The 11,884-nt window shown below is 63.5% G+C and carries 10 protein-coding genes and 4 pseudogenes; 5 read left to right on the top strand and 9 right to left on the bottom strand.

The features are described 5' to 3' along the window. Positions 1-196: 196 nt before the first annotated feature. Positions 197-1,306, bottom strand: coding sequence for an S-(hydroxymethyl)glutathione dehydrogenase/class III alcohol dehydrogenase (locus tag ACM61V_RS20610; RefSeq protein WP_043061438.1), 1,110 nt, complete (start codon positions 1,304-1,306; stop codon positions 197-199). A gap of 99 nt (positions 1,307-1,405) precedes the next feature. After that, positions 1,406-2,395 (bottom strand): zinc-dependent alcohol dehydrogenase family protein, encoded by a 990-nt coding sequence (locus ACM61V_RS20605; RefSeq protein WP_345907804.1) that lies wholly within the window; start codon positions 2,393-2,395, stop codon positions 1,406-1,408. Between the two features lie 138 nt (positions 2,396-2,533). Between ACM61V_RS20605 and ACM61V_RS20600 the strand changes: the two genes are divergently transcribed. The 3 genes and pseudogenes from ACM61V_RS20600 to ACM61V_RS20590 form a co-directional block, all read left to right on the top strand. Further along, entirely contained in the window at positions 2,534-3,112 is a 579-nt protein-coding gene (locus ACM61V_RS20600) for a TetR/AcrR family transcriptional regulator (RefSeq protein ID WP_198382195.1), read from the top strand. A 75-nt stretch (positions 3,113-3,187) separates the two neighbouring features. Then, positions 3,188-4,018: an aldo/keto reductase gene (locus ACM61V_RS20595; RefSeq protein WP_345907805.1), complete on the top strand. Its 831-nt coding sequence runs from the start codon at positions 3,188-3,190 to the stop codon at positions 4,016-4,018. Positions 4,019-4,177: 159 nt separating this feature from the next. Then, positions 4,178-5,010: pseudogene (locus tag ACM61V_RS20590) on the top strand (IS3 family transposase); the annotation flags it as partial. A 214-nt stretch (positions 5,011-5,224) separates the two neighbouring features. On the opposite strand, the pseudogene ACM61V_RS20585 reads toward ACM61V_RS20590, so the two are convergent. Then, positions 5,225-6,521: pseudogene (locus ACM61V_RS20585) on the bottom strand (IS110 family transposase). A gap of 175 nt (positions 6,522-6,696) precedes the next feature. Between ACM61V_RS20585 and ACM61V_RS20580 the strand changes: the two are divergent. After that, positions 6,697-7,014, top strand: a pseudogene (locus ACM61V_RS20580) (integrase core domain-containing protein); the annotation flags it as partial. 170 nt (positions 7,015-7,184) lie between these two features. Here ACM61V_RS20580 and ACM61V_RS20575 read toward each other — a convergent pair. From ACM61V_RS20575 to ACM61V_RS20550, 6 genes and pseudogenes are all read right to left on the bottom strand, one after another. Beyond that, on the bottom strand, positions 7,185-7,748 hold the full coding sequence (locus ACM61V_RS20575; protein WP_419714645.1) for a transposase: 564 nt from the start codon (positions 7,746-7,748) through the stop codon (positions 7,185-7,187). 149 nt (positions 7,749-7,897) lie between these two features. Next, a pseudogene (locus ACM61V_RS20570) lies at positions 7,898-8,137 on the bottom strand (helix-turn-helix domain-containing protein); the annotation flags it as partial. Continuing rightward, positions 8,043-8,546 carry a transposase gene (locus ACM61V_RS20565; RefSeq protein WP_345907746.1) on the bottom strand — a complete coding sequence of 168 codons (504 nt, stop codon included), beginning with the start codon at positions 8,544-8,546 and terminating at the stop codon, positions 8,043-8,045. The pseudogene ACM61V_RS20570 and the gene ACM61V_RS20565, both read right to left, overlap by 95 nt. 39 nt (positions 8,547-8,585) lie before the next feature. Further along, entirely contained in the window at positions 8,586-9,203 is a 618-nt protein-coding gene (locus ACM61V_RS20560) for a recombinase family protein (RefSeq protein WP_298278867.1), read from the bottom strand. A 289-nt stretch (positions 9,204-9,492) separates the two neighbouring features. Further along, on the bottom strand, positions 9,493-10,701 hold the full coding sequence (gene chrA, locus ACM61V_RS20555; protein ID WP_343545659.1) for a chromate efflux transporter: 1,209 nt from the start codon (positions 10,699-10,701) through the stop codon (positions 9,493-9,495). Beyond that, positions 10,670-11,008: a PadR family transcriptional regulator gene (locus ACM61V_RS20550; RefSeq protein ID WP_343545660.1), complete on the bottom strand. Its 339-nt coding sequence runs from the start codon at positions 11,006-11,008 to the stop codon at positions 10,670-10,672. Before ACM61V_RS20550 ends, chrA begins: the two co-directional genes overlap by 32 nt. Before the next feature lie 125 nt (positions 11,009-11,133). On the opposite strand from ACM61V_RS20550, the gene ACM61V_RS20545 reads away from it, so the two are divergent. Further along, positions 11,134-11,880 (top strand): hemerythrin domain-containing protein, encoded by a 747-nt coding sequence (locus ACM61V_RS20545; RefSeq protein ID WP_419714644.1) that lies wholly within the window; start codon positions 11,134-11,136, stop codon positions 11,878-11,880. Positions 11,881-11,884: the final 4 nt, after the last annotated feature.

Genomic DNA, 11,884 nt, shown 5'->3' with positions numbered 1-11,884 from the left:
CTCCGCTGGTAAGCGCCTGGGCTAGGCGGCCTGGTCCGTGCCGCTATCGGCATGTAACGACCGCAATTCGGCGCTTGTTACCGCATCGCGACGCGTTGCCCATTTGCCAGGGCGCGCTTCATCATGGCCGGGGGCCCGGCCATGATGACGGCCGAGTTGTCGATCCGAGCGCCTCGCGCCGCTTCGGATCGGCGGGTCAGTAGTGAATGACCGTGCGGATCGACTTGCCTTCGTGCATCAGTTCGAAGGCCTCGTTGATCTCCTCCAAACCCATCGTGTGGGTTACGAATGGGGCCAGATCGATATCGCCTCTCATCGCATCCTCGACCATGCCGGGGAGCTGTGTCCGTCCCTTGACGCCACCGAAAGCGGACCCCTTCCATACGCGGCCCGTGACGAGCTGGAATGGGCGGGTGGAGATTTCCTCGCCCGCGCCGGCAACGCCAATCACGATCGACTGACCCCAGCCACGGTGCGCTGATTCAAGCGCGGCGCGCATGACGTGGACGTTGCCGATGCACTCGAAGGTATGATCGATGCCCCAGCCCGTCATCTCGATCAGCACTTGCTGGATGGGCTTGTCATGGTCCTTGGGGTTGATGCACTCGGTCGCACCGAACTGGCGTGCCAGCTCGAACTTGGATGGATTGGTGTCGATGGCGATGATGCGACCCGCCTTCGCCTGGCGCGCACCCTGAATCGCCGCGAGGCCGATGCCGCCGAGGCCGAACACGGCGACCGAGTCTCCGGGCTGGACCTTGGCGGTATTGTGGACTGCGCCGATGCCGGTCGTGACGCCGCAGCCGAGCAGGCAGACATGTTCGGGGTTTGCCTCGGGATTGATCTTGGCGAGCGAGACTTCGGCGACGACAGTATATTCACTGAAGGTTGAACAGCCCATGTAATGATAGAGGGGCTGACCATTGTACGAAAAGCGGGTGGTCCCATCGGGCATCAAGCCCTTGCCCTGCGTTTCGCGGACAGCGACGCACAGGTTGGTCTTGCCCGACAGGCAGAAGTCGCACTTGCCGCATTCGGCGGTGTAGAGCGGAATCACGTGATCGCCCGGTCCGACGCTGGTGACGCCTTCACCGACCTCGACAACGATGCCCGCGCCCTCGTGGCCCAGAACCACCGGGAAAACACCCTCCGGATCACTCCCCGCCAGCGTGTACGCGTCGGTGTGGCACACACCGGTGTGCGTCACCCGTATGAGGACTTCGCCTTTCCGGGGTGGGGCGACATCGATCTCGACGATTTCGAGTGGCTTGCCCGCCTCGAAGGCTACAGCGGCGCGCGATTTCATGTTGGGATACCCTCGTTGAGTTAAACCGATTGCTGGTGCGAGGCCGTTGCGTTAGCGCAAATTCGTGGGGGAGCGATGGCTCACTCCCCGGTATGCCGGTCAGACCGTAACGACGACCTTGCCGATCTGGTCGTTCGATTCGAGGAAGCGGTGAGCGTCTTGGATGGCGTCGAGCGGGAAAGTGCGCGCGATCCGCGGCTTGAGCGCGCCCGATTCCAGACCCGCCACGATGAACGCCTTGGCGCGATCGAGGGCGGCATCGTCCGAGACGATCTCGCTGTAGAGATACCCCTTGAGCGTGAGGCTCTTGCCCAGCACGGAGAACAACGGGAACGGCGTCGGTTCGCCGCTGAGCGCGCCATATTCGAGCAGGATGCCGCCGCGTGCCATGCTCTCGGTCAGCGGCTCGAACGACGGGCCTCCGACCGGATCGAGCACCACGCGCGCACCCTGACCATCGGTTATCTCCATCACCCTCGCTACCAGATCCTCTTCCCCGGTTGCGACGACATGATGTGCACCGGCATCGATCAGGGCCTGGCGCTTGGCGCCGGTACGCGTCGTCGCGATTACCGTCGCGCCGACCATCCGCGCAATCTGGAAGGCAGCAAGGCCGACGCTGCTGGAGGCAGCAGTGACGATGACGAAATCGCCCTCGCCGAGTTTCGCCTGCTCCACCAGCGCACCCCAGGCGGTGACATACTGCATCCACACGGCCGCCGCTTCCTCGAACGACAGCGCCGCCGGATGCTTGACGACGAGGCGGGCGGGCACGTTGGCGACCTCGCCATAAGTGCCCCAGCGCGCGATATCGAGCGGGGGGATGACGCTGACGGCTTCGCCTTCCGCAACCCCGGTCACGTCCGCGCCGACCGTAACGACAGTGCCGGCAGCCTCATAGCCAAGGCGGCTCGGGAACTCGGCTTCCTGAAGGTAGGCATGGTTGCGGAACATCACCTCGGCGCGGTTTATGCCTATCGCCTTCACCGCGATCTGCACTTCGTCGGCCGCGGGCGCGGGGACGGCCACATCTTCAATCCTGAGGACGCTGGCGTCGCCATATTCGTGGATGCGGACGATGCGGCTCATTGGAGATTCCTTGATTATTGAATGATCGTTCTATAAGGGAGAAGACCACCCGTTTCAAGACATTATTTATCGATCGTTCCATATCGTGCACCAGAGATGACAGAGACGAAAGCCCGTCGCCGCGCAGGTCGCCCTCGTGTGTTCGACACTGACGCTGCGCTCGACAAGGCGGTGCGGCTGTTCTGGCAGCGCGGCTACGAGGCGACATCGATGGCCGATCTGGTGGCGGAGACTGGCGTCGCCGCTGCCAGTCTCTATGCAGCGTTTGACAACAAGGCGGGGCTGTTTGCGGCGGTGATCGAGCGCTACGCCGCGACGTTCAGCGTCCACCTCTATGCACCCATCAACGATCCGGCGTTGTCCACCTACGAGGCCGTCAAAGGCCTGCTGGAACGAGCGGCGTCATCATTCTCGGAACCTGGAACGCCGGCCGGCTGCTTCATGTATTCGGCAGCGGCAGCCGTTTCGCCGGCGTCCGCCGCCATCGAATGCCTGCTGCGCGACAAGCGCATCGCGGCGGAGGCCCTCCTGATCGAGCGTCTGCAACGCGGCGCCGCGCAGGGCGAGCTTGCGGCCAACACCGATCCGGCCGTGCTAGGCAAATTCATCAATACGGTCATGGAAGGCATGTCCGTTCAGGCGCGCGACGGCGCTACGATCAACGAACTGCTCTCCATCGCCAAAATGGCACTCGATCGATGGCCGGCCGCGATATGACCGTTACATGGTGGTCATCTGCCAATCCGCCTCTCGCGACCGAACAGTCGAACTCATCTCATTGGACGAAAGCACATGAAACACGTGACATTGCTCGGCGGGGAAGTGGTTCCTTCAATGGGTCAAGGCACCTGGAAGATGGGTGAACGTGCTGAGCGGCGATCCGATGAGATCGCCGCGCTACGCGCCGGTGTCGAGCTAGGCATGACGCTCATCGATACCGCTGAAATGTATGGCGATGGTGCGGCGGAAACGCTGATCTGCGAAGCGCTCGGCGATCGTCGCGACCAGTTGTTCCTCGTCAGCAAGGCGTATCCACAGAACGCATCGCGCTTCCGCCTTGCCGGTGCGTGCGAGGCGAGCCTGAAGCGGCTCGGCACCGATCGGCTCGACCTCTACCTGCTCCACTGGCGTGGATCGGTGCCGCTCGCTGAGACGATAGAGGCAATGGAGGCGTTGAAATCAGCGGGGAAAATTCGGCATTGGGGTGTCAGCAACCTCGATACCGACGATATGGACGAGCTTGTCGCTGCCGGCGGGGATGGCTGCGTGACCGATCAGATCCTCTACAATCTCGTCCGTCGAGGCCCTGAGTTGGACCTGTTGCCGTGGCTCGCACAGCACAAAGTGCCAGTGATGGCGTATAGTCCCGTCGAGCAGGGACGCCTCACAAGCCATCCCGCCCTCGACAAAGTAGCGGCCCAGGTTGGCGGAACCCCTGCGCAGGTCGCACTTGCCTGGACGTTGCGCCACGATGGTCTTATCGCCATCCCGAAAGCGAGTTCGATTGCACATGTGCGGGAGAACCGCGCGGCCGCAGATATCGTCCTCTCCGACGCCGACCTTGCGACACTCGATGCGGCATTTCCCCGGCCAGCGGGCCGTCGCCCACTCGAAATGCTGTAGCGTCAGATGGCGACATCGTCTTTCAAAGCAACCGAACGCAAATCGGACCGCCTCGAGGCATTCATGGACGCGGTGCTGGCAATTGCCATCACCCTCCTGAGCTGCCCCCTTCTGAGTAGTCCATCGACTATGACAGTCTGGATCAGGAAGGGACGACGAATGCCTGCGAAGAAGCACAAGCCCGAGGAGATCATCGGCAAGCTGCGTGAGGTGGAGATTGTGCTGGGCCAGGGCGGGACGACCGCCGAGGCGTGCCGGCGGATCGCGGTCAGCGAGCAGACCTACTATCGCTGGCGCAAGGAGTATGGCGGCCTGAAGACGGATCAGGCACGGCGGATGGAAGACCTGGAGAAAGAGAACCTGCGGCTGCGTCGCGCGATCTCCGACCTGACGCTGGACAAGCTGATCCTGCAGGAGGCGGCACGGGGAAACTTCTGAGCCCCGCGCGGCGCCGGCGCTGCATCGACCAGGTGAAAGAGGTGCTGGACGTATCCGAGCGACGGGTGTGCCGCGTGCTCGGGCAGCACCGGTCGACGCAGCGCAAAGTACCGTGCGGGGCAGATGACGAGCAGGCGTTCACCGACGATGTCGTGGCGTTGGCAAAGCAGTACGGGCGCTATGGCTACCGTCGGGTGACCGCGCTGCTGCATGCGGCGGGCTGGTCGGTGAACCACAAACGGGTCGAGCGGATCTGGCGGCGCGAGGGGCTGAAGGTGCCGCAGCGCCAACCGAAACGCGGCCGGCTGTGGCTCAATGACGGCTCCTGCATCCGGCTTCGACCAGAGTATCCGGGGCACGTCTGGGCCTATGACTTTGTCGAGGAGCGCACCCACGACGGGCGCAAGTTCCGCATCCTGACCATCATCGACGAGGCCAGTCGCGAGAGTCTGGCGCTGGTCGTGTCACGCCAGCTCCGCCACGAAGACGTGCTGGCCGCATTGGCCGACCTGTTCATTGAACGCGGTCCGCCAGCGCACATCAGGTCGGACAACGTCCTATGTCAGGAAGCAGCGGCGGGTTTTGGCCAGCAGATATCCATGCGCCGACAACCGTCGGCGCGGCATGCAATCTGAGCCAGATGGCTCCCACCGTCAACGGGATCGCTCCCTGCCATAGCAAACACAGGATCCAGCAGCGCCGAGGCGGCCGTGGTCCTCACCATCCTTAAAACGAGATACGCACCCAGGTGGAAGGCCCGAACATTATCTACAGGGTCGCTCGACGAGCGCCCTCACGGCACTTGCAGAGAGGGGTCCTTCCACCTGGCATCCGACCGTTCGAGGAACGGCCGGTACTCTGTCCCCGTCTTGATGACGGCGTGAGCCACGCGCGCCATCTTGGCGGTGAGCGCCGTCATCGCCTTGCGGCGACGGTCGGCATCGTCCGCGTGCCCGGCGACATATCGTCCGAGCTTGTCGCGGAAGCTGTTGTCGCGCTGACGCGCGGCGACCTGGGCAGCCATCCAGAAGGTCCGGCGCAGGCGCGCATTGCCGTACTTGGACAGCTTCGTGCGGCCACGGAACGTGCCTGACTGACACGTTGCGAGATCGAGACCGCAGAACTTCAGGAACTGACGATGATGGTTGAAGCGCCGCAGATCACCGGCCTCGGCCAGGATGGTCAGCGCGTTGATCGGACCGATGCCCGGAATGTTGCGCAGCAGCTGGTAATCGACGTCATCGGCGAGCCGCGCATGGGCCAGCCGCTCGATCTCGTCTCGCTGGTGGATGAGGCTGCGGCCCTGCGCGATGACCATGCGGAACATGGTGATGGCGGCTGAGCTCTCCGGCACCGGCAGTGCCGTCGAGGCGGACGCCGTCTCGTAGATGTCGTTGATGAGGCGTGCCTTGGAGACCTTGCGGCCGATGAGCGGCCATGCCGCGGCCGAGAACGCCTCGCGGTCCAGCGCCGTGATGGTGGCCGGCGTCGGAAACCGCTCGATGAGCGCCAGGAACCAGTCGGACCGGCTGTTGCCTGCGAAGCGGGCGATCTCGGGGAAGTACAGCGGCAGGTAGTGGGTCAGGATCCGATGCCAGGTCTGCGTCTTCATCCTTGAGATCGTCTCGTGAGTCTTCGAGAGCTCCTGCAGGTCGTTGATTCCGGCCACCAGCGGGTCGACGTAGCGCTGCGTCGCACCGATCCGCAGCATGTGCAGGATGACCTGCGCGTCCTTGGAGTCGTTCTTGTCCCAGCCGTTGTGCAGCGCCTCGCGCGTTCTGGCGAGCGCGACCGACGAGATGAGGCGCAGCTCGAACCCTGCCGTCAGCAGCCGGTGCGCCAGCGTACGATGGTAATTACCCGTCGCCTCGAACCCGACGATGATAGGGCGCCCGATGGCAGCGAGTTGCTCGGCAAAGCCGTCATAGTCCTGCCTGGTCGCCATGACGGTCATCCGCCGGCGCCGGCCGCCTTCCGGTCGCTCGATGAGAACCTCCTGTCGGCTCTTGGACATGTCGATGGCTACCAGCACGGCGCCGGCAGGCGTAGAGGTGAGCTTGGTCATGGTCGGTCGGCCTCCAAAGTGTTGTCTCGACAACCTCACTTTAGATACCTGCTGACCGGCCATGGCTTGCCCTGATGAAGTCTACGGCCGCTACGCGGCCTTGTCTTCATCAGGGCCATAGCGGCTCCCGAACCAGCGCTTCCCAATGTGCTACGGGACTGAACTGACGTCGAACGCGGTGCTCGTCTGGTCGGGAGATGTCGGCGTCGAGTGGCACTACATCGCGCCTGGCAAGCCGACGCAGAATGGCTTTGTCGAGAGCTTCAACGGTCGCATGCGCGACGAACTGCTCAACGGCGAGATCTTCTACAGCCTCGCCGAGGCCAAGGTGCTGATCGAGGCGTGGTGCCGTCACTACAACACCGTCCGGCCGCACAGCAGCCTGGGCTACCGCCCGCCGGTACCAGAAGCGGCGACACCGCCATTGCCGGCCTCCGGTTCCGCTTCGCTCCACCTACGACCGCCAATGGCAGCGGAGACGACAATGCACTAACTAACAACCCGGACCACCCGGTGGGGGCTGCTCACTCCCGGTGACCGAACTACACGCACCAGAGCCGACTGACGGCGACCTGGCAGCGGCATACCTTGTCCGTCGTCAGAACATTCGGCACAACTCGCGGCGTATATTAGCGGAGTGCGGACCTCGTCAGGGGGTTGATGTTAGGCGGCGAACTTGCGGTGCTGCAAGCGCCGATGTTCGATGGTCTGTCGCTTGATCCTTTCGCGCAGTTTGATGATTGCCGGAGCCCTGCCGAAGTAGGCATCGGCAGGCGTCACGTTGGCTAGGCTCTCGTGGTATCGCTGGTGATTGTAGTGCTCGACGAAGGTCTCGATGTGGGCTTCGAGGTCGCCGGGCAGGAAGTAGTTTTCCAGCAAGATGCGGTTTTTCAGGGTCTGGTGCCAGCGCTCGATCTTGCCCTGGGTTTGGGGATGACACGGGGCGCCGCGGACATGGCTCATCTTCCGGGCCTCGATGTATTCCGCCAGCTCACCCGCGATGTAGCTGGGGCCATTATCGCTGAGTAGCCGGGGTTTGTGCAGCACCGTGGCGCTGTCGCAACCAGAAGCCGCCAGGGCGAGGTCCAGCGTGTCGGTGACGTCCTCGGCTCGCATGTTGGTGCACAGCTTCCAGGCGATGATGTAGCGTGAGAAGTCGTCGAGCACGGTCGACAGATACATCCAGCCCCACCGATGATCTTGAAGCAGGTGAAGTCGGTCTGCCACATCTCGTTCGGCCGCGTGGTTTTCGTGTGGAACTGATCGGCAGCCTTGATCACGACATAGGCCGGGCTGGTGATCAGGTCGTGGGCCTTCAACAAGCGGTAAACCGTGGATTCCGACACGAAGTAACGCTGCCCATCGGTGAAGCGCACGGCCAGTTCCCGGGGGCTCAGCTCAGACTGTTCCAGCGCCAGCTCGATGATCTGGTCGTGGATGCCCGCCGGGATGCGGTTCCACACCCGGCTCGGCGCCGATGGCCGATCTTCCAACGCCTCCGGCCCGCCTTCGAGGTAGCGATCATACCAGCGGTAGAATGTCCGACGAGGGATGCCGAGTTGGTCCAGCGTGCGCTTGGCCGACAGGTGCGACTGCTCGACGGTTCTGATGATCACGAGCTTCTCGGATGCGGGATACCTCATTCGTCGTTGCCCCCATCCGCGACCATGCTTTTTTGAGCAGACGGTTTTCCAGTGTCAGATCGGCCACGCATTCCTTCAGGGCCCGGGCTTCGCGGCGCAGGTCCTGGACCTCTCCGGTGGTCGCGGCACGGGCGGTGTCGCCGGCCAGGCGGCGCTTGCCAGCTTCCATGAACTCCTTCGACCAGGTGTAATACAGGCTCTGGGCAATGCCTTCCTTGCGGCATAGCTCGGCGATGCTGTCTTCCCCGCGCAGGCCATCCAGCACGATGCGGATCTTGTCCTCGGCCGAAAAGTGGCGCCGGGTCTGTCGGCGGATGTCCTTCACTATCCGCTCTGCTGGGGCCTTGGCGGGCGATTTTACATCGGAGGATCTGGGCTTCATCTTCGTTCCTTCGTCACTACGACGAAGCCCAGATCCTCCTTAAATCACAACCTCAAATCTGTGCCATTGGTGCTGACGGCGGACACCGTCACCATTCACGTACATATAAAGCGTCGTGGTCGTCATGCCGAGGCGGCGCGCGACGTCGGCAGCGACCGCGTTGCGATCGGACATCGCGGCCATAGCCATCGCAAGGGTGGCCTTGTCCATCTTGCGCGGCCGACCGCCCATCCGTCCCCGCGCGCGTGCCGCGGCAAGTCCTGCCTGCGTCCGCTCGGCGATGAGCTCGCGCTCGAACTCGGCGAACGCTGCGAAGATGCCGAAGGCGAGGCGGCCGTCGGCGGTCGTGGTGTCGATCTGCGCGCCGGCACCCGCCAGCACCTTCAGCCCGATCCCGCGTTCCCGCAGCGCCTCGGCCGTGATGACCAGATGACGAAGGTCGCGTCCGAGACGATCCAGCTTCCAGAGGACCAGTGTGTTGCCGGGCTGCAATGCCTTCAAGCAGGAGGTCAGGCCGGGGCGGGCGTCGTGCCGACCCGATGCGAGGTCTTCATAAATGCGCGCGGCGTCGACACCGGCGGCGAGCAGAGCATCGCGCTGGGGTGCTAGCGTCTGCGAGCCGTCAGCCTTGGACACCCTGACATATCCGATGAGCATAATTACCCCGCCAGAAAAGACATCCGGCACCCCGCAATGTGCCGGTGGTTTCCGCAACGGGTTTTCCGACTTTCGGAATGCGCTGAGGAGGCAAAATCGTCGACCGCCAGAAAACCGGTCATTTTTCTTGCGGTTCGGTTTTCCCGTTTCTCCGTGTCCGGTGGTCAGTTTCGGGGAAGGCAATCGGGAACACATTTCGGGAACGGCACCTATCTTGCCGTCCTTAGGTGAATGCTCCAGCCGATCGTCCCGACCATCCTTCGTTTTTGGGAAAGGCCTTGCGCAGTCATCATAGCGGTGCGGCTGCGGCTCCCGAGAAGACGACCATCGTAACAACGAGCGCGATCGGCGGGATATGCCAGCGCATCATCGCGACCAGTCCCACACCAACTGCCGCCACGTCCGCTAGCGAGCGTATCCCGGTTGTCCAAAGCGGATCGTAGAGCGCCATTGCCAGGATGCCGACTACCGAGGCGTTCACGCCCGCTACGATCGATCGCGCGACGGGATTAAGCCGCAAGCGCGACCAGAACGGCAGGACGCCGATGACGATCAGCAAGCCGGGCAGGAACACGCCAAGGAGCGCCGGAAGCGCACCCCATGCGCTGCCGGCTGCAATCGGGCCAAGGTATCCGGCGATGGCGAACAAGGGGCCAGGAAGCGCCTGCGCGGCACCGTAGCCCGCTAGAAACTGATCGTCCGTCATCAGACCCGTTGGAACGAGATCAGCGCGCAGCAGCGGCAGGACGACATGGCCGCCCCCGAATACGAGTGCGCCGGCTCGGTAGAAGATGTCGAACATGTTCCACCCCGGCCCGCCGAGCGCTGCACTCACGACGGGCAATGCGAGCAGCATCACCGCGAACAGGATCATGCTGGTGACGCCCACACGACGGGGAACCCGTACCGGCAGGCCATCGCCGGGAGATGCCGCCAGATCGCGACATAGGACAAGGCCGGCTAATCCGCCGATGATGATGGCCGCGACCTGCCCGATCGCCCCGCCCGAAAGGACGAGGACGAGGGCAGCAGCTACCGCGATCACCGCGCGCCGGAGATCGGGAGTAAGCGACCGCGCCATTCCCCATACGGCTTGGGCGACGATCACGATGGCAACGAGCTTGAGGCCATGAATGGCGCCGGCCGCAACGGTGCCCTGAAGGCTCGATGCGCCAGAAGCCACCGCCAGCATGAGCAGCGCGGACGGTAATGTGAACGCAGTCCAGGCCGCGAGCGCGCCAAGCGGACCTGCGCGCAGGAGGCCAAGCACGAAGCCGGTCTGACTGGACGCTGGGCCAGGCAGGAACTGGCACAATGCCACCAGCTCGGCATAGGCTTCCTCGCTGATCCATTTGCGACGTAGCACCAGCTCGTCGTGGAAATATCCAAGATGGGCGATCGGTCCGCCAAACGAGGTGAGGCCGAGCTTGAGGAAGGCGAGGAACACCTCGCCGACCCGACCGGCGTCAGGCGGTGTCGTCTCCGGGGCGTCGCTCACGCCCATGCCCTTCCACCAGTTCGCCGAACAGCTCGCGCGCCTTCCCACGTGCGATCTCCAAGGCCTCGCGTCCAAGATCGGTCGCGACATACAATTTGCGGACCGCGCGTCCGTGCCGTTCTTCGTGACTGGTCAGATAGCCCTTCTTCTCCATGCCGTGGAGCATCGGGTACAGGGTTCCAGCGCTCAGGCGATAGCCGTGATGCGCCAGCTCCTCCATCATCCACTGGCCGTAGATCGGCGCGTCGGCCGCATGAAGCAGGATGTGCAGGCGCACAAATCCGGACAGTAGCTCGCGGTGATCCATCAATCATCATCCTGCGAGCTATATAGACGAACTTCGATGTCGAAAACCGATAGCGTCCTTGTGAATGTCGGTTTACGGTCCCTCACGTACTTCGATCGTCCCTTTCGTCTCACCGGAGGTATAACATGGCTTCGCCTATAAACGATCACGATGTCGGTCGCCGTGCCCTGCTGACCACCGCGGGGCTGGTGATCCCAGCGATGCTGGCGACCGCGGCCTGCTCGCGGGAGGCAGGCGATCACGATCGTGGGGGCGAACACAAGGAGGGCGGCGAGGAAGAGGTTACGGCGAACGAAGACCTGATGCGAGAGCACGGCGTGCTACGCCGTGTGCTGATCGTCTATCGCGAGGCGGGGCCGCTGATCGCATCCGGCGCCCGGATCGACGTGGGCGCGCTTAATCAGGCCGCCGCGCTCTTTCGTGCCTTCGGGGAGCAATATCACGAGAAGATGCTGGAGGAGGCCTATGTCTTTCCGGCCGTGCAGAAGGCCGGGGGTGCCGCGGCCCAGCTACCCGCCGTCCTCCTTGCCCAGCACGAGCGGGGCCGTCAGATCACCGACTACATCATCGATCAGACCAAGGCGGGGACCATCGCAACCGGCCAGGCGGCAGCTATGGCGAAGGCGATGACCGGCTTTGCACGCATGTATGAAGCACATTCGGCGCGAGAGGATACGGTCGTGTTTCCCGCCTTCAAAAAGGCCTTGGGGGAGGACCGGTTCAAGGAGCTGGGTGAGCAGTTCGAGGAGATCGAACACAAGCAGTTCGGTGCTGATGGCTTCGATACCGCGCTGAGCCGTGTCGGTGCCATCGAGCAGGCGCTCGGCCTTTCCGACCTTGCCCGCTTCACGGCATCGCTGCCCGGCGGATGACCGC

This window comes from Sphingomonas sp. TX0543 (assembly GCF_048565505.1).
Lineage (GTDB): Bacteria > Pseudomonadota > Alphaproteobacteria > Sphingomonadales > Sphingomonadaceae > Sphingomonas.
Note: the sequence above shows the minus strand (reverse complement) of the source record. Positions and strands in the feature narration are given on the sequence as shown.